Origin of the sequence: Butyrivibrio sp. X503, from assembly GCF_003625475.1 — a bacterium.
Classification (GTDB): Bacteria; Bacillota; Clostridia; order Lachnospirales; family Lachnospiraceae; genus Butyrivibrio.
In genome coordinates this window covers 383,842-410,171 of sequence record NZ_RAIQ01000003.1, presented here as the reverse complement: position 1 = coordinate 410,171, position 26,330 = coordinate 383,842, and the positions used below count along the sequence as shown (strand labels likewise).

The following is a 26,330-nucleotide window of genomic DNA, read 5'->3' as shown; positions in this document are numbered from 1 at the left end:
ATTGGTCTCCTTATTAAATCTTGAACTGCTGTACATAGGATGTAAGTGTCTCGGAAGTGCTTGCCAGTTTGTGTGAATTGTCAGCGACATCCTGGCTGTGCTGGGTTATGTTGTTGGCCTGCTCAACCATTCTGCGGCTGGTCTCTTGGATTTCATCAGTACTTGCGGCCTGTTCTTCCGAAATGGCTGCTACATTACTTGCAACATCATCAACCTTCTGTACATCCTGTATCATGAGGTCAATAAGTTCATTGGACTTTTCAATGTTCTGATAGATCTGGTCGAATGTTTCAACAGCGGTATTGATAAGATCGCTGTTTGCTTCGATATTCTTGGCACTGGTCTCTGCCTGTTCAACAACGCTGTCGATAGCTCTTCTTACATCATCAATAAGCTTTGCGATATTTTCGGCACTTGCTGCGGAGTTCTGAGCAAGTTTACCGATCTCGGTAGCGACAACCGCAAATCCTTTACCGGTCTCACCCGCACGGGCTGCCTCGATAGAAGCATTGAGTGAAAGAAGGTTGGTCTGCTCGGCAATCTCGGCGATAAGACCAACGATATTTGTGATCTCTTCCGAAGCCTTGCCTACTTCGTTGATTGAATTTACAAGCTGATCATTACTTGTCTTGATATCCTGCATCGCTTCAGCAAGCTGTTCCATGTCGTCTCGGCCTTTTTTACTGATCTCGACAGTTTCTTTCATGCTGTCATTGGCCTGCATGGAATTATCACGTGTATCTGAAACAACCATAGCAAGAGTAGTTGCGTTTTGAGCGATCTCATTAACCGCAACTGCAAGCTGGTCAACTGTATTATTAAGATTCTGCATAGCTTCAGACTGTGACTGTGAAGCTTCAAACATGCTCTTGGATACAATATCAGAGTTATCCGACTGCTCTTTTAGCACCTTGGATTCATCGTTGATGGTACTGAGCATCTTTCTCATGGACTGAACGAATTCGTTAACCTTATTGCCCATGACACCGATCTCATCGTTGCTTTCCTGCTTGACATCAATGGTAAAGTCACCTGCTGACATATCTGAGATGTTCTTGGTGATTCCGCCAAGAGGAGCGATAACCTTAGATACCATGAAGTTAATAAGTAATACAATGAGAATAATTGCTATGATCCCAACAATGATAAGAGTGGTAACCAGACCGGTCACGTCCTTCATAATGGTGTCTTTATCAACATATGAAACGAGGACCCAATCGGTTCCGGCAATCTGCTTTAAAGCAACTACGTTATTATCTAAGGTGACTGTCATGTAGTTTCTTGCGATGACTCTTTCGGCAATATCAGCCATGAGCTTATCACTGTCACCGGTAGTAAGCTTGGTAGAAACTCTGTTTTTATCTCTGTGAGCAAGGATCGTATTATCCGTAAGATCAACAAGGAAAGAAGAAGCCTGATCCATCTTTACTCGTGAATTAACGATGATACTGATCTGATCGAGTGAAAGATCCGCAGCAATGACCTTAAGATCGTCTGAGCCGTCGTTAATGATACCGGAAGCACTTATAACGCTGACACCGTCAGCATCTTTATAAGTATTTCCGTAGACCATGTTAACGTGGCTGAGACCCTGCTTGAACCAGATCTGTTCGGTTGGATTATCAGTGTTCTTTGTGGATTCCTCAGCTTTAAAAACTTTTCCGCTTTGCGTAGCTATATACGGGCCGTTTTTACAATAGGGATTATAACCGTATAGCTCGGTCATCATCTTAGATAGCTCTTCTTCGGGAAGATGAGCTTTTTCGACCATATGCTTTACGGTTGCGAAATTTTGAAGATTATCATTTAACCAGGCCTCAATATTGTCAGCCTGATTGGAAATTGAAGAATTTAACTGGGATGTTGCCATCGAAGTCATGCTTCTGCTGGATAGAAATCCTGAAATGATTACCAAAATAAGAATAGTAGCAACTACGGCAGGAACTAAGAACAACAGAAGTTTGTTTTTGATCTTTGTATGTCGCTTTTCGTTTACTTTTCCCATTAGTAAGTCTCCTTGAATTTTTAGATAATAACAGAAGTTAATATAATTTTATCTCTTAATTTTATATTTTTGAACGATATTTCATCAAAATTTATGAAAATATCATAAAATTAAATTTTGAAATAATCTGTATTGCGTATATAATAGAATCAGACAAATATAAGCTTTCTTACTTTCTAAATTACAAAAGGGGACAACATGGAAGCGATCTACAACAATGCGGATTACATTTTGAGGTATGTGGTTGAATATTCCACACTGTTACTGGAATTCTTTGGAATTTGCATCTTGGTATTTACGGCCGTTAAGTGCTTCATTTTCTGGCTGAAAAAAGATGAATCCATCAGACTTCAGCTTGCGCAAGGAATAGCACTGGCTCTGGAATTTAAGCTTGGAGGAGAGGTGCTTAGGACAGTTGTTGTAAGAGAATGGGCCGAGCTCGGGATTTTGGGCGCAATAATCCTTTTAAGAGCAACTCTCACATTCCTTATCCATTGGGAGATAAAGAATGAAAAAGAGGCACTTGAACCCGGGGAAAAGAAAGAGTGATCAGCCGTTCTTCTTTTCGAAGTGCTGATAATCTTTGGAAGAATTCCAATTTCCGCCCCAAGAAAAACCATGGCTTGTAAAGAGTTTGTAAGCCAGGTCATTTTGATCGATCTTATATGGAAAATCAGCGGTTCTGTCTGCATATTCCTCACTTCCTGAGGGTAATATGACGGTGGAACCGTTTTTATATTTAACCTGAGGATTGTATAGGGGATTTAAATCTATAGCAATTCCCGTGGCGTGCTTAGAAAGCTTTTTTCCGCTTGAGATAGGGCGATAATTAAAGCAGGACGTATTATTCGCTTCCATGGAAGCTTCGTCATCCGCATCAAAATCATCAATAAGCTTTATACTCTCGATGCGATAATCATTCTCATATAGTTCATGGAATATTTCCATAACATCATCGGCGATCGATTTATTGCAGATCATTTCGCCTGTCTTTGTCTCTCCTTCGAAATCAACATAGAGCATCACACAATATCTGAGATCATCCAATGAAATTTCACAATCTTTCGGATATGACACATTTGTTATCTTGGTTATGATCGAATCCGGTAAAGCCTCATAATAGAAGCCTTCGGAGTATGTGACTCTGGTGTCGGAAACGTCATTATCATATGGGATATAAGAACTGTTTGTGACACTTGAATTGACTTCATCAGTCGAAGAGGCAGTAGCACTATTTTCAATAGAAGTGGATTCTGTTGAGGAATCTTTTGCCGAGGAATGATCAGTGGATTCCGACGATGATTCTTTTGCCGAAGATGCTTCTGTGGAAGCTTGTGCCGAAGATGATCCGGTAGATGCTTGTGATGAATGGCTCTTGGCGTACTCTTCAAGGGTCTCATGTCCCGCAAAGCTTCTGGCAAGAATGGCGCACGCCACTATAAGTGCTAACAGAAAAAAGATATCTCTTTTGGATTTATTGTTCATGTGGAAAACTCCCCCGATGCGTAAATATAAATGCGAAATTACTACATAAATAGTACCACATTTATGCTATAATATTTCGATATGGTAGGTAAAAACAGATGATACGTACAGATAATCTAGTATTTGAATATATCAGAAGAGATGAAGAGGGCAATGTTGAGGGCATCACAAGAGCCGTTGATAACGTTGATCTTGATGTCAAGCCGGGGCAGTTTATTGCTATCCTCGGGCACAACGGATCGGGTAAGTCCACGCTTGCCAAGCACTTCAACGCTCTTTTGTATCCGACGGAAGGCAAGGTCATTGTAGACGGAATGGACACTTCCGACGGAGAGTACCTCTGGAATATCAGGCAGGAAGCGGGAATGATCTTCCAGAACCCCGATAACCAGATAATCGGTCAGGTTGTTGAAGAAGATGTCGGATTCGGACCTGAGAACATGGGAGTTCCGACAAATGAGATCTGGGAGAGAGTGGACGAGAGCTTAAGAGCTGTAGGAATGCTTGATTTCAGAAAGTCTTCGCCCAATCATTTATCGGGTGGACAGAAGCAGAGAGTTTCGATCGCAGGCGTCATCGCGATGCATCCCAAGTGCATCATTATGGATGAGCCGACGGCGATGCTCGATCCCAACGGACGTAAGGACGTGATAAGAGCTGCAAGGGCGCTTAACACGGTTGAGGGCATCACGGTCATACTTATCACTCATTATATGGAAGAAGTTATCTACGCGGACAAGGTTTTTGTAATGGACAAGGGACGTGTCACGATGGAAGGCACGCCGCGCGAGATCTTTTCACAGGTTGAGAAGTTAAAAGAGCTTAGGCTCGGAGTTCCGCAGGTCACACTTCTTGCTCATGAGCTTAAAAAGAACGGATTACCGCTTCCCGACGGAATACTTACAAGAGAAGAGCTGGTCGAGGAGCTTAAAAGGATTAAAAATGTCGCTAATACTTGATCATGTCAATTACATATACGATGAAGATACTGCGATGGCGCACGCTGCGCTTATCGATGTCAATCTTCAGATCCCGGATGGCCAGTTTATCGGACTTATCGGGCACACCGGATCGGGTAAGTCAACACTTATCCAGCACCTTAACGGTCTTGAGACTCCGACAAGCGGATCGGTTTACTTCAACGGCAAGGATATAAGCGATCCCGATTTTAATAAAAAAGAGCTTAGATCCAAGGTGGGACTTGTTTTCCAGTATCCGGAGCACCAGCTCTTTGAGACGGATTGCTTTAAGGACGTGTGCTTTGGCCCCAAGAACCTGGGGCTTCCACAGAAGGAAGTAGAGCTTCGCGCATATGAAGCCCTCAAGATGGTTGGCTTTGACGATGAGTATTTTTACCAGTCACCATTTGAGCTTTCGGGTGGTCAAAAGAGAAGAGTGGCTATCGCGGGAGTCATCGCGATGAAGCCGGATGTTCTCATCCTTGACGAGCCTACTGCAGGTCTTGATCCCAAAGGTAGAGAGGATATTCTCGGACTTATAAAAAGACTTCACGATGAAATGGGCATTACCGTCATACTTGTAAGCCACAGTATGGACGACGTTGCTGATTATGTGGAGAGGATCATAGTCATGAACAAAGGCCGCGTTGCCTTTGATGATATACCTGTCAACGTTTTTGCACATTACAAGGAACTTGAGGAGATCGGACTTGCGGCACCTCAGGTTACATATGTCATGCAGGAGCTTGCAAAGGCAGGCTTTCCGGTTGATGCTAAGGCAACAACTATGGAACAGGCAAAAAATGAGATTTTGAAGGCGTTTGGAAGATGCTAAGAGACATTACACTCGGACAATATTATAGAACAGATTCGGTCATTCACAGGCTCGACCCGAGAGTTAAGCTTGTGGCGACTTTTGTTTTTATCATGTCACTCTTTTTGGTGAAGAATTTTTGGGGCTATCTCATAGCGGGAGTTTTTCTTGCTGTGTGCATCAAGCTCTCCAATGTTCCTCCCAAATTTATCTTTAGGGGAATGAAGACTATCTTTTTCCTATTGCTGCTCACCATGGTGTTCAATCTGTTTCTGACACCCGGAAAAGAGCTTGTGAGCTTTTGGAAGTTTACGATCACATACGAGGGACTTAAGATGGCGTCAATGATGGCGGTAAGGCTCGTATTCCTGATCACGGGTTCATCCATCATGACTTTGACGACTACGCCCAATAACCTTACGGATGGTATGGAGAGTGTGCTCGGACCGCTTAAGAAGCTCCACGTTCCCGTACATGAGATATCGATGATGATGTCGATCGCGCTCAGATTTATTCCTATATTATTGGAAGAGACCGACAAGATCATGAAGGCGCAGATGGCAAGGGGAGCAGATTTTGAGAACGGATCATTGATAAATAGGGCTAAGAGCCTGGTTCCTTTGCTGGTACCTCTTTTTATATCGGCATTCAGAAGGGCTATGGACCTGGCAATGGCTATGGAAGCAAGATGCTACAGGGGCGGAGACGGCAGGACCAAGATGAAGCCTCTTATTTATAAAAAGAGAGATAGGATAGCCTACGGTGTTCTTTATTCATATCTTTTAGTTGCTATAGTTGTCGGAAGGATATTGTTTAGATGAGCGATTTGCACAGGATAATGCTGACAGTTTCATATGACGGCACTTCTTACAGCGGATGGGCGCTTCAAAAGAGTACCCACAATACTATAGAAGAGATGCTTAATCGCGCTATTTCGGGGCTCACCGGAGAGACTGTCGAGGTTATCGGCGCAAGCCGCACGGATTCAGGGGTTCATGCATACGGCAACATCGCTGTGTTTGATACCGCGTCAACCATTCCGGGAGACAGGTTCTCTTTTTGCTTAAATCATATCTTGCCCAAGGATATCAGGGTCGTGGCTTCAGCCGAGGTCGCTCCCGACTTTCATCCCAGGCATTGCAATACCGAAAAGACTTACGAATATCGCATATTAAATACTAAGATGCCTGTTCCTACCAAGAGGTTCTACACTTATCACTTCAGCATGCCTCTAGATGAGCAGCTGATGCAGGAAGCAGCGCAGTATCTTGTCGGAGAGCACGATTTTACCAGCTTTTGTAATGTTGAGTCGACAGCTCTTTCGCATGTTAGGACGATCAAGGATATCGAGGTTTTCAGGCACGGAGATGAGGTTATCATCCGCGTTACGGGCAACGGCTTCTTATATAATATGGTAAGGATCATAGCCGGAACGCTTATCATGGTCGGAAGGGGCAAGAACAAGCCTATCGACGTAAAAGAGATGCTTGAGAAGACGGACAGGAAGGCAGCAGGCCCTACAGCGCCGCCGGAAGGTCTTTTCCTTATAAAATACGAGTTCTTGGACGGCGTGCCGTACGTAAACGCCGAAGAGTGAGAAAACATGCGCCTTTGCGGTGTGTTTTTTTGAGGCGGAAATAGTGAGAAAATGTATTGACAATCGAGCAAATTGGGTTATATAATATCTTACTGTGTGACGCCATGTCCACTTTTATTTGAAAATGTCATATTGTTGTCCCGGTAAGCTACAATATGTACATCATATAATGTGAGAATCAGGTGAAGGGTTTTCGCATAGGTAACCAATTAAGTAATTGTTTTACTGGAGGAAATTCAATGAAAACTTATATGCCTAGTGCAACTACAGTTGAGAAGAAGTGGTATGTAGTTGATGCTACAGATATGACACTTGGACGTCTTGCTTCTAACGTTGCAAACGTACTTAGAGGAAAGAATAAGCCCATCTACACTCCCAACATTGATACAGGTGATTATGTGATCGTTATCAATGCTGAGAAGATCAAAGTTTCCGGTAAGAAGCTTGATCAGAAGATGTATTGGCACCATACAGAGTATGTTGGTCATCACAAGGAGTTCTCACTCCGTCAGATGCTCCAGGATAAGCCTGAGAGAGTTATCGAGCATGCCGTTAAGGGAATGCTTCCCAAGGGATCTCTTGGAAGAGAGATGTACACAAAACTCCACGTTTACGCAGGAGCTGAGCATCCACATGCAGCTCAGAAGCCTGAAGTATTGACATTTTAATCGGAGAGGAGAATATAAGAAATGGCAAAGTCATCTAATTACTACGGAACAGGTAGAAGAAAGAAGTCAATCGCAAGAGTTTACCTCGTATCCGGAAATGGAAATATAACAATCAACAAGAGACCTATCGATGAGTATTTCGGACTTGAGACACTCAAGGTTATCGTTAGACAGCCCCTCGTTGCTACAGAGACAACAGAGAAGTTCGACGTTGTAGTAACAGTTAGAGGCGGTGGCACAACAGGCCAGGCCGGTGCTATCAGACACGGTATCTCAAGAGCACTTCTTCAGGCTGATTCAGATGAGTACAGACCTGTACTTAAGAAGGCCGGATACCTTACAAGAGACCCTCGTATGAAGGAAAGAAAGAAATACGGTCTCAAGAAAGCGAGAAGAGCACCTCAGTTTTCAAAGAGATAATGCGCGTAGCAATGAGCCATGCGCTTGTAAAAAAGACATTCCAGATGGATGCTTGCATCCAAGCTGGGATGTCTTTTTTTTCAAGCATACGGCGAATGCCGCGACAACGAGGAACAAGCGAAGCGGTTCCGAGTCTGTCGGCATGGCGGAATCGAGGTGCCTTGTTGTGCTCAGTGTTTCTGGGGTTTTTCTTTTATCTATAATTGAAGAGGATAGAGGAAATACGTATACTATAAATTATTGATTATAGCGTAAGGTATATATATGCAAATCGAAATTTAGGAGAAAGAGTAAATGAATCTGAACAAAACAATAGCAAAATTGGGCTCGTGGATAGTGACGGTGACAGTTTTTCTGTTTGCACTGTTTTTGATAATCAACTATCCTATGGGATATTACTTTGTGTGCCTTATCCTGCCGATTGGGTTTATTATGATGACGGCAGGTCTTCACAACGAATGTGAAAACGACCGCAAAGTCGCTGCGAATACTGGTTTGATTCTTGCGGCGATATACGGCACTTTTATTATGCTGGTTTACTTTGCACAACTGACAACGGTAAACAACGAACAACTGACCGAACAGGCGGCAAAGCTGTTAGAATTCGGCAAGTTCGGGCTTATCTTTAACTACGACTTGCTCGGCTACGGTATGATGGCTCTTTCAACCTTTTTCACGGGACTGTCAATGAAGCCGAAGACCAAGACGGATAAGTGGCTCAGAGCGTTGCTGATGATACACGGAGTATTCTACTTCAGCTGCACGTTTATGCCGATTACGGGAATGTTCGTAAGAATGACCTCTGGCAGCAACGGAATCGGTGGAAGGCTTGCTCTTGTTGTATGGTGTGTATATTTTCTGCCCGTCGGAATACTTTCATTTCTTCATTTTAGAAACGAATGAAAATACGATACCTGTCACTTGGCGGCGAATTCAAATCTGTCTGGATTACTGATCGGAAGTTATCTCGGAATTTTATCTTTGAATTATACGCGCCAACTCAAGATGGATAAGTGCAAACTTCCATCGTTGGTTTGAAGTATAATTTGGAATGATGATGTAAACGCGGCTTCTCAGCTCACAATGCTGGGAAGCTGTTTTTTATATATAGAAACAATACCGATATTCTATGTGAAGCAGAGTAATGTCAAGATGGCACATAATAAGTATCTCGGATGACACATATGTTTATATTATGACAAAATGTGATATTATATGAGTTAGGCAAAGGCGCTGAAAAATATGGTACCTTTGCCTTTTTGTATGGAGAGAAAATGGTTTGCAGTTCAGTTATTCCATGTGGTCGTAGAGATGGCATGGAACAAGAATTGCTTAAACAAGCATTAGAAAAGTATATTCCTATATTAGGAATATGCAGAGGGATACAGTTACGAAATAATGACATATACGCGGAGAATTCAAAATTATGAAAAATAATATAATACAGCTTGCGGCCGCCGTGCCGGATATAAAAGTCGGTGATATAAAGTACAACATGGATCAGATTATTGAAATAGTGAAAGATCATGCAGACTGTGGAGTAATTGTATTCCCGGAACTGTCTGTGACAGGGTATTCCTGCGGGGATCTTTTTCTGAATGATTTGCTACTTGAGAAGTCAGAAGCTGCCATTTTTATGATTGCAAAAGAGACTGAAGGTACAGGAAATACTGTTGTATTAGGTACTCCGATAAGATATGTAAATAAATTGTACAATTGTGCTCCTGTACTCTCTGGCGGAAGCATTAAGGCGCTGATTCCAAAGACGTTTATTCCTAATTATTCCGAGTTTTATGAGGGAAGATGGTTTTCGTCAGGACGGGAAATAATTGGGCAAACTATAGAACTTGACGGAAATGAGATACCCTTTGGTGTAGATATTCTTGCTGAAGATACTATGACCGGAGCAATTCTTGGAGTTGAGATATGTGAAGATTTGTGGATTCCTGATAAACCAAGTACACATGCAGCTCTGGCTGGGGCCAATATCATCGCAAATCTCTCAGCTTCAGACGAACTGATTGGAAAACAGGATTATCGAAGGGCACTGGTATCACAGCAAAGTGGTGCATGTTATTGCGCTTATGTATATTCTGCCGCCGGAACCGGTGAAAGCAGCACTGATATGGTCTTTTCAGGGCATGCCCTGATAACTCAAAGCGGGAATGTTCTGAGAGAATCCATATTTCCTGAGTATCCTCATGCTGAGACTGCACTAATCGATATAGGTAGTATTATGCATGACAGAAGGAGGCAGAGTACTTTTGAGAACAATGCTACGTTATGCTATAGAAGGGTGCAGACAAACATAAGACCGATAGGCGGACCGGAAGCAAATATAGCACAAATGGCAAACATTCTTAAGAAATATGATTATCCTGTTTCCAGAAATCCATTTGTTCCTGCAGATGATGGCATAAGAGATATCAGATGCAGGCGAATTCTTCAGATTCAGGCCAATGGACTTGCAACACGAGTCAGGGCAACTGGTATTAAGAACTTAGTGATTGGCATTTCAGGAGGCCTGGATTCTACATTGGCGCTTATAGTATGCGCTGAAGCAAAAAAGATTGTTTCGGATATCTGTATTATTGCTTATACAATGCCGAACAAAGGTAATACTTCGGAACTGACATATGATAATGCCAATCGTATGATGAGACTTCTCGCAGATGAGATTCATGAAGTTCCAATAGAAGAAAGTGTTAAGCTGCATTTGCATCAATTGGGACATAGTGATAGCTATCAGGGTGAAGGTGATGTCACTTACGAAAATGCACAGGCCAGAATGCGTACCTATATTCTGATGGATGCTGCAAACATGAAAAATGCCCTGGTTGTGGGAACTGGAGATTTATCGGAATTAGCCCTTGGATGGTGCACATATAACGGAGATCATATGTCAATGTATGCTGTAAATGCATCGGTTCCTAAGACTTTAGTGAAATACATATGCAGTACTTATGCGTTTATGTGTGGAGATAAAGATCTTAAAGATGTACTTATTTCCATCTGTGAGACTCCGATTACTCCGGAATTAACCCCTAACAGTGATGGATGTATAGCTCAGTTGACGGAGGAAAAAATAGGTAAATACGATCTTAATGACTTTTTGCTTTTTTATACGCTTCGTTATGGGTTCGAACCATCGAGAGCGGCTGCATATATGTTAAAAGCTTATCCCGAGCTAAAATATGATGACGCAATAATGACAGGAAGGAATTTCTTTAAGCGGTTCTTCTCTCAGCAGTTCAAGAGAAGTTGTCTACCAGATGGTCCAAAGGTTGGTTCTGTAACCCTTTCTCCAAGAGGTGACTGGAGAATGCCTAGTGATGCGTCAGTGGCTATGTGGCTGGAAGATTTGAAGTAACTGATATTAGAAGAGGGGAGGCAACGTTATATGGTTACGCTAAATGACTACCTTTACAATGGTGATACTGTTCTCAAGATAATTCAGATGTATTCGAAAGATTTAAAGGAGTCGTCCATAAAAACCGGGAATACTGTAGATATGCTTCATAGCAATTTTCTTATACGCATGGAGGAACTACTTGTTCACAACGACTTTCTTACCTCACAGTCCCAGAGAATCAGGGAACTCTATAAGTATATGACCAGACAATATCCGCAGCTGGCGTTTACTTTCAAGGGACGGATAAAGTCCTTAATAAGAGCTGAAGAGAAGTTTAATGCTTACATAGTTGAGACAATTTATAATTACTACAAGGAAAATGGAACATTTCCTGATACAGCGCAGGTAAAGGGGAAGATAGAGCGTTTTCGGGACCTTATCGCATACAGAATAGTTATTTCCATGCCAAAGTGTCATGTGAATAATCCTGATGAGAGAAAAGAAATAGAACTTAAGTACCTTTATGAGATAGCCAATATACTTCCTGATTTTCTTGAACAGCGAGGTTTCAGTCCGGAAATGTCGACTACAAATAGCGCAGATTCATCAGATATGTTAAAAGAATCTGTGAGGCCATATTTTAAAGACTATATCATTAATCCCAGCCCCTATGGTTATGAATCTCTTCATATTACTCTCTATGACAATGAGTCCCGTAGCTATGTTGAAGTACAGCTTCGTACAAAAGGCATGGATGATTACGCTGAAATAGGGCCTGCTAATCATCTGGGATATGAAAAAAGGCAGCAAAAAGAGCGAGCTAAAAGAAACAAGATTCCTCAGGGAGAATGTATCTTTTTTGATGAAGCCTTCGAAAGAGGAATGTTGCTCCAACAGCTAGAGCTTTCAAAGGTAGATGTAAATATGTTTGGCGCAATTAATAACAGTCTGATTAACGATGGATGTGGATTATACAGAGGGCGGTTGATTCTTCCATTTGAGCACTTGTCCAGATTTCAAAATGATGTAATTGATTAATAGAAGGAGTCTTATTCTTGGTAATAATAAATACAGCTATCGATGATTTTAGGAAATCTTTGTAGAAATATAACAATTGTCTTTTTTATTCCGTATCCGTATACTTGTATACAAACAAAGGCGTTTTGATTCACTTAGTGTTTCAGAGCGCCTTTTACTTTTTCTTTTTCATTTACCTATCTTACAAGAACTTTGGAGCAATGGCGCTTCGGTTTATACCGAGGCGCCATTTTTGTCCGGGAAGAGGCTGAAGAACTGGCATATCATTATCTGGATATATTTTATGTGATATAGCAAGGAGTGTATTTGTAAAATAGATGAAAACAAGCTTAGTTCATTTTCCACATATATTTCAAGGAAATGCGATCAGATGATCGAAATACTTCAGGGGAGGAAGCAGAGGTATGACATCATATACAGATATTTTTGGAAAAAAAGGACGAGTTGAAGATATGGAGCTGTATCTTGGAGCCGGTGATGTTAACGAGCAGCTGGCGCGGTACGGGGTTAAGTTCGGTATTTATAAGAATAACGAATTTAAAGAACAGCTTTTTCCATTTGATATGATTCCCAGGGTCATAGACAATAAGGAATTTGGATATCTTGAAAAGGGGCTGAAACAAAGAGTTACAGCGTTGAATCTTTTTATTGAAGACATCTATGGCGAAAAGAGGATTGTGAAAGACGGCGTTGTTCCTGAGGAATTTATATATGCTGGCAGTGGGTATTTGTCGCAGTGCGAAGGGATAAGACCTCCGAAAGGTATTTATTCACATATTTCAGGAATCGATCTTGTGCAGGGTAAGAACGGAGAATGGTACATTTTAGAAGACAATCTTCGAATTCCTTCAGGTGCATCTTACCCAATGATTGCAAGAGAGATATCAAGGAGAAGTTCACCAGACCTTTTTAAAGGAAAACATATTGAAGACAACAGGAATTATGCTGAGCTGTTAAGACGGACCATGGATCACGTAAGTGTTGGAGGTCATACTGTAATACTGACTCCGGGACGTTATAACGCTGCATATTTTGAGCATTCCTATCTTGCAGAAAAGACAGGCGCACATTTAGTTTCCGGAAGTGAGCTGATCGTGGAGAATGACCATTTGTACTTCATTGATTATTCAGGAAGAAAAGAGAAAGTTGGTGCAGTCTACAGACGGATTTCCGATGAGTACTTAGATCCTATGAACTTCAACAGAGAGTCGGTGATAGGCATTCCTCATATTTTTGATATTTACAGGAAAGGAAATGTTGCACTTATAAATGCTCCGGGTAATGGAGTTGCTGATGATAAAGGAATCTATTATTTTGTTCCCAAGATGATCAGCTATTATCTGGGAGAAGAACCTATACTTAGCAACGCTCCGACATATCTTCCCTACTATGAAGAAGATATGAAGTATGTTCTGGAGCATTTCGATGATCTGGTTTTAAAGGATGTGGCTGAGGCAGGAGGCTATGGCGTAGTTTTTGGTAACAAGATGACCAGGGAAGAAAAGGGAAAATTCATTGAAATGCTTAAGGCTGAGCCAAGAAGGTTCATTGCACAGGAGGTCATTGATTTCCTTGATATTGACATAATTGAGAAGGGTCAGCTCCTTCCAAGAAAGGCGGATCTTAGGGCTTTTGTTCTTATGGCAGACGAGCCAATGGTTTGGAAAAGCGGGCTTACCAGATTTTCGAGAAATCCGGATTCGTTTATTGTTAATTCTTCGCAGGGAGGAGGATTTAAGGATACATGGGTATTATCTCAGTAGAAAACACGGACAGGTTATATTGGCTTGGAAGGTACACAGAAAGAGTGTATTCCACCATAAGGATTTTTGAAGCCAGATTTGACTCAATGATCGATGTGGATGATCTGGAGTATAAGGCTTTTTGCGAGAGTCAGGATATTCCTAATGTATATAAATCCAAAGAGGACTTTAGTAAAAGATATTGTTTTTCATTAGAGGATGAGAACTCTATTATTTCCAATCTGATGAGAGCATATGATAACGCCATTGTTCTTAGGGAAGAAATAGGAAGTGACACGCTTTCGTATATACAGCTGGCCGTCTATGCAATGAATCAGGCAGCTATCTCAAAAGCACCGCTTATCGGGCTTCAGAAGGTGACAGATAATATAGCAGCTTTCTGGGGAATGGCAGATGATGCTATAGACGAATCGTCAATAAGAAACATGATAAGAGTGGGAAAGTTAGTCGAGAGAATAGATCTCTATGCAAGGCTAAAAGAGCCATCTGAAAGAATCAGAAGGGAAGCAAGGCGTTTAACAAATAGGATTGATAAGAGCACCATGAGATATAGTCCCAAGATACTTGCTCATGTTAATTATCTGGTTCAGCTTGATGAACTCCCCTATGAGACACTTATTGAATCTGTTGAAAAACTGGTGGGTGATAATTCGTGAAAACGCTAAAATATGGGTATCATATGAAGCTGTCATTTAGTGGGGCTGTAAATAATCACCGTTTTACGCTAAAGTGCATACCTCATGATACGGACATGCAGCGTATTGAGAAAATGGCAGTCAGTGTTTACCCAGATAACATAACAAGTGAAAACATTGATTCTTACGGAAATATAACGCTTTTTGGTTATACCAATGAGTATCATAACAGTTTTGGATTTGACATAACAGGTATTGCGACCACAGGACTTTCAGATTATGAGAAATCTAAGGAACTGCACCAGGTTGGCATGTACAGATATCAGACCTCTATAACAAGACCAGGCAGCAAGATTTACAGCTTTTATGATGCTTTGGGGTTGCACAAGATTCATTCTTCCACAGAAAAAGCCTTGCATATTATGAAGAGATTAAGTGATTCTTTTCAATATGTTCAGGGCTGTACTGGTATGGAGACAACTGCAGAAGAAGCTTTTTCAGAGGGAGCAGGGGTATGCCAGGATTATGCCCACATCATGTTATCGCTTTGCAGAATGGAAAAGATTCCCTGCAGATATGTTACTGGCATGATGATGGGAGAGGGCAGTTCTCATGCCTGGGTAGAGATATGGGATGATAAAAAATGGATAGGATTTGATCCGACAAATATGAAACTGGTAAATGATGAATATATCAAAATATCTAATGGAAGAGATTTTTCGGACTGTCTGGTGAATCAGGGGATTTTTACAGGGAACGTTACACAACTGCAGGAAATAAAAGTAATTGTTGAAGAGGTTTTGGATGAGTGAACTAATTGAAAACATCGAGGATGTAGTGAGATTTCCGCTTCCTGTTGATGAGGAATTTGTTATAAAAAGGCACAGAATAGAACCTTCGGGAGAAAACATCGGCAAGCGGATCTGCATTGTTACCGGCATACATGGAGATGAGCTTGAAGGACAGTATGTTTGCTACGAAATTGCCAGAAGAATACGTAGGGATTCGCTGAGCCTTAAAGGCATAGTAGATATATACCCGGCAATGAATCCTTTTGGAATAGATTCCATAACCAGAGGAATACCTGCTTTTGACCTTGATATGAACCGGATTTTTCCGGGGAACTTTGACGGTGATATGAATGAATTTACTGCTTCTATGATTGTAAAAGAATTAGAAGGTGCGGATCTGGTCATTGATATTCACGCCAGCAATATTTTTCTCACTGAGATTCCGCAGATCAGAATTAATGAGAAAAGCGAAAAGGAACTAGTTCCAATCGCAAAAAAGGCCAATATGGATCTTATCTGGGTGCACGGTGCTAGTACGGTTCTTGAGTCAACTTTGGCTTATTCACTTAACAGCAGGGGAACCAACACACTTGTTGTTGAGATGGGGGTTGGAATGCGGATTACACCAGATTATGGAGAACAATTAGCGGATGGAATCATTTCTATTATGAGCGAATTAGGGATATGGGAAGGAGAAGTTCCCAAAACCAAAGAAGCAATAGTAGCTTACGATGCAGACGGAGATGATGTCTGTTATCTTAATGCGCCATGCTCAGGTATATACATGAAGGAGAAGGAGCATGGAGCTATTGTTAGAAGTGGAGAATCCGTTGGAAAAATAATAGATCCTCTTTCCGGCGATGTGCTGGCAGATATCAAAGCTCCGGAGAATGGGATGATATTTACAGTAAGAGAGTATCCTGTTGTGGAAGAGGGATCGCTTATGGGAAGAATACTCCGGGAAAAAGTTCTTAATGGGGAAAGCTAATGAAAGAAACAATAATATACTCATTTAAAGGTTTATATAGGGATGATTTCAGAGTAAAAGGCTACGAATTTGGAAGTGGGGGAAAGTCTGTCTGCATACTTGGAAGCATGAGGGGGAATGAATATCAGCAGATTTATTCATGTAGTCTTTTGGTCAAAAAGTTAAAAAAACTTGAAGTGGAAGGGAAAATTAAGGATGGCCATACACTGATGGTCATTCCATGCTGTAATCCCTACTCTGTAAACATTAAGAAGCGTTTTTGGAGCATAGATAATACCGACATAAACAGAATGTTTCCCGGCTATGATAAAGGCGAGACAACACAGAGAATAGCGGCAGGGATTTTTGAAAATATAAAAGACTATAAATATGGAATACAGTTTGCATCCTTCTATATGCCGGGACATTTTGTGCCTCAGATCAGAATGATGAAAACAGGAAATGAAAAAGTTGAACTGGCGAAGAAATTTGGTTTACCCTTTGTTGTTCTCCATAATCCAAGGCCTTTCGATACGGCAACGCTAAACTACAACTGGCAGATATGGGAAACAGATGCATTTTCAATATATACTTCAAGTACGGAAAAAATCGACAAGATAAGCGCCAGACAGGGAGTTAACGCGATACTTACCTTTCTTGCAAAAGAAGGAATAATAGAATATCAGGGATTTGCCGGTTTTTCATCTAAAGTTGTTGAAAGTGACAAGTTTATAAGTATAAGAGCAAATGCAGCAGGAATCCTTGATCCCATGGTAAAGGCTGGGGATAACGTAATGCAGGGACAGGTATTGGCATACATAATCGACCCATATACAGCAGAGATTATACAAACAATAACAGCTACAACAGATGCTGTAGTAGCGTTTGAATATGACAGTCCAATGGCATACAAAAACACCGCCTTATTTAAGCTTATACCGGGAGGCTGGTAAAGAGGTTGTATTCTTGTTGTAGTAGATGCTAAAAACAAGAATACAACATACGATATAACGCTGATAAAATAGAAGGAAATAGGTTTTGATAGGAATTGTGTCAGAATTGTATATACCGATTATCTCGCAATATAAATGAGTACGACAATTATCTTTTAAAATAATGTGCTATGACAACGAGCAGTTTTTCTCCCAAAGTTATTGATGTTTCTCCCAATATCTATTATAATTTGGGAGAATAATAAAATGCTTGGGAGAAAGGAGAAAAAGGATCGGATGAGAGAATTTGATTATTCAAAACTTGCCGATAGGACGTGGGATAACGAAATTATATCGTATATCTCAAAGATTCATGAATATAAAGGAAAACAGGAACTCTTTCTCCGGCAGAAACCTGTAGAATTGGAGCGCCTTATAGAAATAGCAAAAATACAAAGCACTGAAGCTTCCAATCGAATTGAGGGCATCATTACTACAGGGGCGCGCTTAAAACAGCTTGTGGCAGATAAAACCACTCCGAAAAACAGAGACGAAGAAGAAATATTGGGGTATAGAAATGTTCTTAATCTTGTCCATGAAAACTATGATATGTTGCCTGTTAGGAGCAATTATATTCTTCAGATGCACAGGGATCTGTTGAAATATACAAATTATTCGTATGGTGGTCAGTTTAAAACGACGCCAAACGAAATAGATATGATGCTTGGAAATGGAGAAAAGGTAGTACTTTTCAAACCACTTGAACCATATGAAACGCCTGATGCTATCAATATGATATGTGAGAATTACGAGAATGCTTTGGGTAAGGAATTAGTAGACGAGCTAATTCTAATTCCATGTTTTATTTTAGATTTCCTGTGTATTCATCCTTTTAACGATGGTAATGGAAGAATGAGCAGACTACTGACGCTTCTTTTGTTATATAGAAGCGGTTATTTTGTTGGGCAGTATATCAGTATAGAAAAAGCGATTGCCGAAACAAAAGAGTCCTACTATGATGCTTTGCAGAAAGCAGATAAAGGCTGGCACGAAGAAAAGAACGATCCGAAGCCGTTTATAAAATATATGCTTGGAGTGATACTTTCCTGCTATCGAGAGTTTGAAGATAGGATCACTGTTGTAGAAAGGGCCGGAACCAAAAGTACTTCATATGACATAGTGAAGGCGTACGTTAGCGAGAGAATTGGGAAGTTTTCCAAACAGGAGGTTTTGGTATCCTGCCCGAGTTTGGGTAGTTCTTCTGTTGAATCCGCATTAAAAAAACTTGTTGACGACGGCACGCTTATTCGTATTGGAGCCGGAAGAAATACTTTATACGCAAGAGCTGACAGTGTATCGAAGACTTAAGGCGGGCGGAGTTGAGATTATGCTCAGAAAGATGGGGGAGCAATGCGAAGTGAATCATGTTCATCCACATAAATTCAGGCGAACAATGGCCACGACAGCAATCGACAGAGGAATGCCTATCGAACAGGTACAGAAGCTTCTGGGACATGAGAAAATTGACACCACACTAGCAATGGTTGGTGTGGCAGTTCCGTTCTTTTTGATACATACCATCAATGGGGGGTAAACTTTACGATCAAGAAATAACTTTTAATGGAGCAGGAAACAAATGATCAGAGAAGTAAAAAGGGAAGAAATTTCGGAATGTGTAAGCCTTATAAAGAAAGCTTTTTTGACCGTGGCAGATGAATTTGGATTTACGGAAGAGAATGCACCGAGATTTACTGCATTTGCAACAACCGAAGAGAGATTAATGTGGCATATGGACGGAGAACATCGCCCCATGTATGTCTTTGAGGATGACGGAGTTCTTTGCGGGTATTATTCTTTGCTGATTCAGGAGAATAACGAGTGCGAATTGAATAATGTTGCGGTCTTACCGGATTATCGGCATAAAGGTATAGGGAAAAAGCTGATTGACCATGCTTTTAGTATGGCGAAAGAGCTTGGTTGCAATGTGATGAATATTGGTATTGTTGAGGAAAATGTCATGCTGCGTGAATGGTATGAAAAAGCGGGGGCAGTACATGTTGGAACTCATAAATTTGACTTTTTCCCATTTACATGCGGTTATATGAAAAAGGAACTTTAAGCTTTATATATTTTTATTTAAATGAGGATTGTATGGAAGAAATAAACGATTCAATAGTTATCAAATCAGCTGAAACTGATGATGAGTTGTGCGGAAGAGGATATGTCCACTGTACTTCATGGCAGGAAGCCTATAGAGGCATAGTATGCGACAGATATCTTGATACGATGACTGTAGAGGCTACAACAGCACGTGCCAGGAATTTCCCGGACAATACCCTTGTAGCTAAGGATGGAGATAAAGTCGTAGGATTTGCAGTTTATAGTTCATCGAGAGATGAAGATCTGCCGGATGCAAAAAGGAATGGACTCTTGGCACTCCTGTCTCAATAGTCAGAATGGTAATGAAAAGAGCATAATCTTTTCAGGTTTACCAAACTATATTTGAATTATATGTACGATGGAGATGTTATGAAAGTATTAGTTGTATATTGTCATCCAAGTAAAAACAGTTTTACACATACGATAAAGGAATCCTTTATACGAGGGCTCGAGGATGCAGGGCACTCTTATGAGGTCTCTGATTTGTATGCACAGGGATTTAATCCAGTCATGTCAGAAAGTGAATACATTAGAGAAGGATTTTATCGATTGAAAGATCCTGTAGAGAAAGACATTCTTAATGAGCAGGCGAAGATTAATTCGGCCGACATTGTTGTTTTTATTTATCCAGATTTTTGGACGGCTTCTCCGGCTATGCTTGAGGGATGGTTCCAGAGGGTATGGACATATGGCTTTGCCTATGGAGATAAACCTTCGATGAAAACCTTGGAAAAAGCCGTGTTTCTTATCACAATGGGAGGCTCATTAAAGGATGATATCAGGTTGCAACAACTTGAAGCTATGAAGACTGTTATGGCTGGTGACCGAATTCGTAACAGGGCAAAAAATTGCGAAGTATATGCATTTGACGAAATGACCAGAGGCTATGGTAATGATATAAATAGAGAAGAAAGAATCGAAACATTTTCGCAAAGGGCATATGATTTGGCGAAAGGATTAAGATAAGGTAGCCTTTTATCTCGCAATATAAATGAGTACGACAATTACGGTTTGTAAAGATGAAAGGTATTGGAGTATGGAAATGATTCGCAAAGCTGAGAAAAAAGATTTATCACGTATCGCAGAAATACAGATATTTAACTACCGCCTGTATTTCTATCCAATATTTCAAAGCGATGAATATTATTTTGCGGAATTACAGGTTCCGTCGCTCATGAAAAACTATGAAACTGAGCTTGACAGTTTGTATGTATATGATGACGGGGTTGTCAAAGGGTTTATAAAGATTGAAGGAACATATATAGCTCGGCTATTTGTTGAGCCCATCCTTCAAAATGCGTCTATAGGTACTCAGTTGCTGGAATATGCCGTGAATAAACACGAAGCTGATCATCTTTGGACACTGGAAAGAAATACAAAGGCAATACGTTTCTATGAAAGAAATGGGTTTGACGTTACAGGAGAAAAGAAGCTGGAAGAAGGCACTACCGAATATCTTGTTCTTTTAAGGAGAAATATGAATGACGGAAAATAAAAGTATTAACTTTAAATATAAATGAGTATGACAAATCGAAGTTTGTGGAGCTGACGTGTATCTGCTAGTGTTACGCTTTGTGACGAGAGGCGTTGACTTAGCCCTGTCATTATTTGAAAAACGCGAAAATTGACTAAAACAATGAAAACTCTCTGATTTAGTCAAATTTTCTTCTTACGGGAATCAAAAAAATTGACTAAATGCCTTGAAAAATGGCGATTTAGTCAAATCTCTCCTTTTGGAGCTCGAGAAATACGGAGAAATTATTGACTAAAACACATGAAAAAACCCACCTTAGTCAATTATTCGAGAAAAGCATTGAAAACTGCCCATGGCCAGAGGAAATAATAAGTTCAGATAAAGGCTATACTCCCGGCCAGACATCCCGACAACTTCTAGTTTGTTGCGCTGGTAAGTTAAATAGAATCCTTATTATAAATGGAGATAAATCATGGTAACGGGACAAGATACGATAATCAGTGATGCAATCGACTATGTTAAAGAGCTGTTTGCAGGAAATTCGGATGATCATAAGCTTTTCAATACAGAACACAATATGAATGCCAGGTCATTTATGGAACAAAAGGACCTGGCTTCAGAAACGTACAAACTATAATACTCACAGCATTTCTGAACTGAATCCTTCACGAAGGCAGGATATCAGTTTCGATGAAGGAATATACATTCCGTTTTCTATCCATTTGATGAGCATGGAATTCATTCCGCCCAAGCTGTACGCGAGAAGATACGGGAGTTCAGCCTTGTACTGCTCTGAGAGGTCTGCCGATTTCACGGAACGGAATACTTCAAAAGATCTTTCGTAGGACTCCTCAAACAGTTGCGGGAGCAGATTGCTCTGCTTCATCAGGTTCAGAATTTTGGCATGACTTTCCCAAAAATCAAAAAAGCATTGGACAACGTCCCAGTAATGGTGTAATTCGTTGTCCTTTATTGTTGATACGCATTCTTTATATAGTGAATCAAACAGGTGCTTTAGGACTTCATCCTTATCACGGAAATGACGGTAGAAAGTCTTTCTGGAAACTTCAGCTTCCTGCGTGATCTGAGTCACTGTGATCTCCCTGTAATCATATATCTTCATAACCTTGAGCATAGCATTTGCGATAGTTTTCTTAGAACGTTCTGCAATAATTCCGTTTGTATTATTCATAAGTAACAGATCTCCCGAATGTGTGACACATTAGCTATTTCTATTGATACGAGCTACATCATAATTCTATAATACTCTCGAAGAGGTTACAAGTGTTACCTCTAGAAAAGGATAATGGAAATACAGATGTCACTCATAAAGGAGGATAATCATGAAAAAAATCATTTACTGCTTCAGCGGAACGGGAAACAGCTTGCGTGCAGCAAAAGTAATAGCAGAGGTACTTAAAGACACCACCATTGTCAATGTGAGAAAAGATCCTTCGGGATACAGCGCTGAGGATGCAGACATTATCGGCTTTGTCTGCCCGGTTTACGAATGGGACATACCCGGAAGGATGAAAGAGTTTATCTCTGGGCTTTCCGTAAACCCCAATGCCTATATTTTTATGGTGGCCACGTACATAGCTGTTCACGGAAAAGCATTTGAAACTGTCGAGGATATTCTTTCTACGAAAGGTGCTCATCTGAGCTATTCCCGTGCGATCAGGTGCGTCGCAAGCCAGTGCATAGCGTATCCGCCTTTTCCGCCTGAAAAGCTCATGCTTCCTTTGATGGAAAAAAATATGCTAAAGACAGCACGCGAGATATCGGAAATGAAATTCAGAAAGTATCCGCATATGTCTTTCATAACACGAAAACTGTTCCCAAAGCTTATGGTTCCGTATCTTAATATTGAGCATGAATACGACAAAGGCTTTTTTACAGACAAAAGATGCATCGGCTGCTCAACCTGCGAGAAGGTGTGTCCTAATAAGAATATTGTGATCGAAGACGGTCGCCCTAAATGGAATCATAATTGTAACGGTTGCAACGCTTGCGTGGTCTATTGCCCCACCAAAGCGATACAGTTCAAAAGACCTAAAGCATATGATGAATTAGGAACACTTATGACAAAGCTGCTTAGTTTACCCGATAAAAGAAAGCGTTATCACAACCCGCATATCAATGCACGTGACCTGATGGTATAATGGACCATAAAAGATAATCTGATGACATATAGAAGAAATGCTTAAGAAAAGGAAAGAGAATAACAATGAACAGCAAATCTTTTGATTCAAAACGTATAGCTATGGGATATACCAAGAGGCCATGGCTTCACAAGTCAGTAATAGAACAATTAAAAAGAGATTGCGATATTGCACCGGACCATATATTCAAGAATGGTCTGGACGTCGGTTGCGGCGCGGGACTTTCAACCAAGGCGTTAAAGCTTATCTGTGATAAAGTAACAGGAACCGATATCGCGGATGCTATGGTAGAAGCGTGCAAAAAACTGTACGGAGATAACAATGCATACGCCTTCTACACTGCCAAAGCAGAAGAGACAAGACTTCCCGAAGAAAAGTATGATATCGTGACTGCCGCAGGTTGCATAAACTGGGTCGATGAAAAGATATTTATGGCAAATATGTCAGATGTCATGGAAGACGGAGGACTTTTAGTCATCTACGATTTTGGAATAACGAATCGCATGGCGAAGCATATAATGCCCGAGAGCGGACTGAATGTTTCCCCAAAGCCCGAAAGCGGAGCCGAGGTCTCACAAACCGCTGAAAGCGATGCATACACTCACTGGTACAACGATGAGTATCTGACTAGGTTTCCCAAGCCTCCAAGAAAAGAAAATAAGTGGACGCAGGAAGACCTTCCCAAAGGCTTTACCATGGAAAAACAGACCGAATATGACATGGTTTATTCTTTTACAATTGAGGAATTCGTTGATTTCATGCTGATCCAGTCTAATGTGAATACGCAGATTGAGAGCGGAACAATCAGCGCAGAAGAAGCAAAAGAGTGGATGACGAAATCTCTTTTGCCCATATTTGATAATAAAGATAGGGGACTTATCTTTAGCGGCTATAGCTGGTACATTAGAAAGAACTGACGATTTATTAAAGGAGAGAGTAATACATAAATTGACTAAATAATAAGCACAAAAGTATAATTAAACTGATAATATATACACCAAACAACTTCATGGACGAGCGGGTGAATAGTATGTCGGATAAATCATTGGAGAACTACACGTTACTAGACATTTTTGGATTATTGCAGGAGAATGTGGCTATCGTGATCCTTGCAGATACGGCGGTCAATAAGTACAGAGTTCTTGCGCGCAATAATGATTTTGCGGATTTCGTAGAAGAGACCGGAAGCTATGACGATCTTATTCAAAAGCTCTGGTTCCATATCGCTAAATCCAATGAGAAGGTATCGGAAGAATACAATGCCTTTGTGTCTTACTATGGCAAATTCAAAGGTAAGTACAGTAGGAAGATAAAGGTTTATCCGAAGGGGAGCGATACGCCTACCGTCCTTCAGATGACTGTTTATCCGATAAAAGATACAACGAAGTATGTTTACATCATGGATGAACTGTACGATGAATACGTTCAGGAGTACATGACTTCCGGTAAGGTAAACACTACGATCCAGAATACATTTCTTTTTTCCATGTATGTTGACCTTGTTAACGATACGACCAGCAGCATAAGTGTCACAGAGGTTTCGGAAGAAGTTATAAACGCGGATATTAAGTATTCCGACTGGCGCATGATGACGGTGAACATGATCTGGCCTGAGGATAAGGAGCAGTTCCTTAAGATCACGGATCCCGAATATTTGAGAACACATCTCGATCGCGGCCGCACGACCTCTTTTGACTGCCAGATGCAGAACCTCGAAGGCAAGTATATATGGGTAAAACTGATCTTCAGCAGAGCTATGACAAGTACCGAAGAGGATTTCAGATTTGTGTTCATGGTGCAGAATATTCACGATTCTTCAATGCAGCTTATGTCTGAGCTTAAGAAGTACGAGAAGCTCGCCCAGAACGACACTCTTACGGAGCTCCTAAATCAGGGCAGTATAAAGGCTGAGATAAATAACAGCATAGATAAGTACCATCGAAGTGGCATAAACGTAGCAATGATGATGCTTGATCTTGATTTTTTCAAAAAAATCAACGACACTTACGGACATTCCGCCGGAGATACTGTGCTTAAGTCACTTGCAGATCTGTTAAAAGACTTTGTGGCTGAGAAAGAAGCAGCTGTCGGCAGATGGGGCGGCGAAGAGTTTGTAATAGTTTACAACAACAAAACCGGAGATGAGCTGTATACAATCGCCGATGAACTACGGAAAAAAGTTGAAGCTACGGAATTTCCGAAGATCAGGCATGTGACATGCTCTATCGGGGTGACGCAGGTTAAAGACGAGGATACTTTTGAAGATGCATTTGACCGCATGGACAAGGCAATGTATCTGTCAAAAGAAAACGGCAGAAATACTGTCACATTGGTATAAGAAAAAGATATAAGAATAAAGACAAAATATTAAGACACAAAAGGACAGGATGAACAATGCTTGAAAAAATGGACAATTTCTTCACTGCTCGCGTTGACGGATATGACGAGCACATGAAGAGCAATATAGAAGGTGCTGATATATTCTACGGTTACACGGCATCGCTTTTGCCAAAGCCGGAAGGAGCGAACGTACTTGATCTTGGCTGCGGAACGGGCCTTGAGCTTGAAGAATTTTTTGAAATGAATCCCGGCGCCAAGGTTACGGGAATCGACCTCACAAAGTCGATGCTTGATGCGCTAAAAGCCAAATTTCCCGGTAAAGATATTACACTGATATGCGGTTCATATTTTGATGAGCCGTTTGGTGAAGATAAATATGACGCAGCCGTATCGGTTGAATCGCTGCACCATTTCACCAAAGAGGAGAAGATACCGCTGTATACGAGATTATGCAAAGCGCTGACTTCCAAGGGATATTTCATCCTTACGGATTGCTTTTCAAAGTCTGATGAGGAAGAGGCTTCACTAAGGCAGGAGCTTCTTAAGATCAGAAAAGAGCTTAATCTTCCGGATGGCGAATTCTATCACTTCGATACGCCGCTTACGGTGGAGCACGAAAAAGAGGCTCTTCTGGCAGCAGGCTTTTCTTCTGTGGAAGTTCTCAAGAACTGGGATAAAACATATACGCTTAAAGCAAGCAAATAAAATAAGCCTCAATCTTCAAATACCTGAAGATTGAGGCTTTTTATTATGTATTCGATTATTGCG

General features: G+C 40.9%; 29 protein-coding genes and 1 pseudogene. 27 read left to right on the top strand and 3 right to left on the bottom strand.

Translation table 11 applies throughout. The annotated features are described in order from the left end of the window. Positions 1–13 precede the first annotated feature (13 nt). Entirely contained in the window at positions 14–2,005 is a 1,992-nt protein-coding gene (locus D6853_RS07295) for a methyl-accepting chemotaxis protein (protein ID WP_120657363.1), read from the bottom strand. 198 nt (positions 2,006–2,203) lie between these two features. On the opposite strand from D6853_RS07295, the gene D6853_RS07290 reads away from it, so the two are divergent. Continuing rightward, complete coding sequence (locus D6853_RS07290) at positions 2,204–2,554, top strand: DUF1622 domain-containing protein (protein ID WP_120657362.1); 351 nt, start codon at positions 2,204–2,206, stop codon at positions 2,552–2,554. On the opposite strand, the gene D6853_RS07285 is transcribed toward D6853_RS07290, so the two are convergent. Beyond that, positions 2,555–3,490: a M15 family metallopeptidase gene (locus D6853_RS07285; protein WP_120657361.1), complete on the bottom strand. Its 936-nt coding sequence runs from the start codon at positions 3,488–3,490 to the stop codon at positions 2,555–2,557. A gap of 98 nt (positions 3,491–3,588) precedes the next feature. Here D6853_RS07285 and D6853_RS07280 point away from each other — a divergent pair, with 98 nt between their 5' ends. The 22 genes and pseudogenes from D6853_RS07280 to D6853_RS15400 all read left to right on the top strand — a co-directional run bounded on the left by D6853_RS07280 (position 3,589) and on the right by D6853_RS15400 (position 21,697). Next, positions 3,589–4,449, top strand: a complete 861-nt coding sequence (locus tag D6853_RS07280; RefSeq protein WP_120657360.1) for an energy-coupling factor transporter ATPase — start codon at positions 3,589–3,591, stop codon at positions 4,447–4,449. Next, positions 4,433–5,284, top strand: coding sequence for an energy-coupling factor transporter ATPase (locus tag D6853_RS07275; RefSeq protein WP_120657359.1), 852 nt, complete (start codon positions 4,433–4,435; stop codon positions 5,282–5,284). The genes D6853_RS07280 and D6853_RS07275 overlap by 17 nt, the downstream gene beginning before the upstream one ends. After that, a complete protein-coding gene (locus D6853_RS07270; protein ID WP_120657358.1) occupies positions 5,278–6,084 on the top strand; it encodes an energy-coupling factor transporter transmembrane component T family protein in 807 nt (268 codons plus the stop codon). Before D6853_RS07275 ends, D6853_RS07270 begins: the two co-directional genes overlap by 7 nt. Continuing rightward, positions 6,081–6,860, top strand: coding sequence for a tRNA pseudouridine(38-40) synthase TruA (truA, locus tag D6853_RS07265; RefSeq protein ID WP_199713008.1), 780 nt, complete (start codon positions 6,081–6,083; stop codon positions 6,858–6,860). Before D6853_RS07270 ends, truA begins: the two co-directional genes overlap by 4 nt. 239 nt (positions 6,861–7,099) lie before the next feature. Continuing rightward, on the top strand, positions 7,100–7,528 hold the full coding sequence (gene rplM / locus D6853_RS07260) for a 50S ribosomal protein L13 (protein WP_026515581.1): 429 nt from the start codon (positions 7,100–7,102) through the stop codon (positions 7,526–7,528). A gap of 21 nt (positions 7,529–7,549) precedes the next feature. Further along, positions 7,550–7,948, top strand: a complete 399-nt coding sequence (gene rpsI / locus D6853_RS07255; protein ID WP_092247147.1) for a 30S ribosomal protein S9 — start codon at positions 7,550–7,552, stop codon at positions 7,946–7,948. A gap of 294 nt (positions 7,949–8,242) precedes the next feature. Continuing rightward, complete coding sequence (locus tag D6853_RS07250) at positions 8,243–8,851, top strand: hypothetical protein (RefSeq protein WP_243108313.1); 609 nt, start codon at positions 8,243–8,245, stop codon at positions 8,849–8,851. Between the two features lie 371 nt (positions 8,852–9,222). Beyond that, complete coding sequence (locus D6853_RS15625) at positions 9,223–9,378, top strand: gamma-glutamyl-gamma-aminobutyrate hydrolase family protein (protein WP_120657357.1); 156 nt, start codon at positions 9,223–9,225, stop codon at positions 9,376–9,378. After that, positions 9,375–11,318 carry an NAD(+) synthase gene (locus D6853_RS07240; RefSeq protein ID WP_120657356.1) on the top strand — a complete coding sequence of 648 codons (1,944 nt, stop codon included), beginning with the start codon at positions 9,375–9,377 and terminating at the stop codon, positions 11,316–11,318. The genes D6853_RS15625 and D6853_RS07240 overlap by 4 nt, the downstream gene beginning before the upstream one ends. Positions 11,319–11,348: 30 nt before the next feature. Next, positions 11,349–12,338: a guanosine polyphosphate pyrophosphohydrolase gene (locus tag D6853_RS07235; protein ID WP_120657355.1), complete on the top strand. Its 990-nt coding sequence runs from the start codon at positions 11,349–11,351 to the stop codon at positions 12,336–12,338. 404 nt (positions 12,339–12,742) lie between these two features. After that, a complete protein-coding gene (locus D6853_RS07230) occupies positions 12,743–14,101 on the top strand; it encodes a circularly permuted type 2 ATP-grasp protein (RefSeq protein WP_330541802.1) in 1,359 nt (452 codons plus the stop codon). Further along, positions 14,083–14,757 (top strand): alpha-E domain-containing protein, encoded by a 675-nt coding sequence (locus tag D6853_RS07225; protein WP_120657354.1) that lies wholly within the window; start codon positions 14,083–14,085, stop codon positions 14,755–14,757. The genes D6853_RS07230 and D6853_RS07225 overlap by 19 nt, the downstream gene beginning before the upstream one ends. A gap of 95 nt (positions 14,758–14,852) precedes the next feature. Further along, positions 14,853–15,548 carry a transglutaminase-like domain-containing protein gene (locus tag D6853_RS07220; protein ID WP_158588691.1) on the top strand — a complete coding sequence of 232 codons (696 nt, stop codon included), beginning with the start codon at positions 14,853–14,855 and terminating at the stop codon, positions 15,546–15,548. Further along, positions 15,541–16,515, top strand: a complete 975-nt coding sequence (locus D6853_RS07215) for a M14 family metallopeptidase (RefSeq protein WP_120657352.1) — start codon at positions 15,541–15,543, stop codon at positions 16,513–16,515. Before D6853_RS07220 ends, D6853_RS07215 begins: the two co-directional genes overlap by 8 nt. Continuing rightward, complete coding sequence (locus tag D6853_RS07210; protein ID WP_120657351.1) at positions 16,515–17,447, top strand: M14 family metallopeptidase; 933 nt, start codon at positions 16,515–16,517, stop codon at positions 17,445–17,447. The genes D6853_RS07215 and D6853_RS07210 overlap by 1 nt, the downstream gene beginning before the upstream one ends. A gap of 246 nt (positions 17,448–17,693) precedes the next feature. Continuing rightward, positions 17,694–18,794: a Fic family protein gene (locus D6853_RS07205; RefSeq protein WP_330541800.1), complete on the top strand. Its 1,101-nt coding sequence runs from the start codon at positions 17,694–17,696 to the stop codon at positions 18,792–18,794. Then, positions 18,781–19,020 (top strand): annotated as a pseudogene (locus D6853_RS07200) (tyrosine-type recombinase/integrase); the annotation flags it as partial. The gene D6853_RS07205 and the pseudogene D6853_RS07200, both read left to right, overlap by 14 nt. Positions 19,021–19,062: 42 nt before the next feature. Next, a complete protein-coding gene (locus tag D6853_RS07195; protein ID WP_120657349.1) occupies positions 19,063–19,545 on the top strand; it encodes a GNAT family N-acetyltransferase in 483 nt (160 codons plus the stop codon). Between the two features lie 32 nt (positions 19,546–19,577). Then, the gene (locus tag D6853_RS07190; protein WP_120657348.1) at positions 19,578–19,877 is read left to right on the top strand and encodes a hypothetical protein; all 300 of its coding nucleotides are present in this window, start codon (positions 19,578–19,580) and stop codon (positions 19,875–19,877) included. Positions 19,878–19,955: 78 nt separating this feature from the next. After that, positions 19,956–20,552 carry an NAD(P)H-dependent oxidoreductase gene (locus D6853_RS07185; protein WP_120657347.1) on the top strand — a complete coding sequence of 199 codons (597 nt, stop codon included), beginning with the start codon at positions 19,956–19,958 and terminating at the stop codon, positions 20,550–20,552. Positions 20,553–20,628: 76 nt separating this feature from the next. Beyond that, positions 20,629–21,081: a GNAT family N-acetyltransferase gene (locus D6853_RS07180; protein WP_330541795.1), complete on the top strand. Its 453-nt coding sequence runs from the start codon at positions 20,629–20,631 to the stop codon at positions 21,079–21,081. Between the two features lie 451 nt (positions 21,082–21,532). Continuing rightward, the gene (locus D6853_RS15400; protein WP_199713007.1) at positions 21,533–21,697 is read left to right on the top strand and encodes a hypothetical protein; all 165 of its coding nucleotides are present in this window, start codon (positions 21,533–21,535) and stop codon (positions 21,695–21,697) included. Positions 21,698–21,700: 3 nt separating this feature from the next. On the opposite strand, the gene D6853_RS07175 is transcribed toward D6853_RS15400, so the two are convergent. Next, a complete protein-coding gene (locus D6853_RS07175; RefSeq protein WP_120657345.1) occupies positions 21,701–22,252 on the bottom strand; it encodes a TetR/AcrR family transcriptional regulator in 552 nt (183 codons plus the stop codon). 151 nt (positions 22,253–22,403) lie between these two features. Here D6853_RS07175 and D6853_RS07170 point away from each other — a divergent pair, with 151 nt between their 5' ends. The 4 genes from D6853_RS07170 to D6853_RS07155 all read left to right on the top strand — a co-directional run bounded on the left by D6853_RS07170 (position 22,404) and on the right by D6853_RS07155 (position 26,267). Then, a complete protein-coding gene (locus D6853_RS07170; protein ID WP_120657344.1) occupies positions 22,404–23,222 on the top strand; it encodes an EFR1 family ferrodoxin in 819 nt (272 codons plus the stop codon). 65 nt (positions 23,223–23,287) lie between these two features. Next, positions 23,288–24,139, top strand: a complete 852-nt coding sequence (locus D6853_RS07165) for a class I SAM-dependent methyltransferase (protein ID WP_120657343.1) — start codon at positions 23,288–23,290, stop codon at positions 24,137–24,139. Between the two features lie 113 nt (positions 24,140–24,252). Then, the gene (locus D6853_RS07160; protein ID WP_120657342.1) at positions 24,253–25,560 is read left to right on the top strand and encodes a GGDEF domain-containing protein; all 1,308 of its coding nucleotides are present in this window, start codon (positions 24,253–24,255) and stop codon (positions 25,558–25,560) included. Positions 25,561–25,616: 56 nt separating this feature from the next. After that, complete coding sequence (locus tag D6853_RS07155; protein ID WP_120657341.1) at positions 25,617–26,267, top strand: class I SAM-dependent methyltransferase; 651 nt, start codon at positions 25,617–25,619, stop codon at positions 26,265–26,267. The last annotated feature ends 63 nt before the right edge of the window (positions 26,268–26,330 follow it).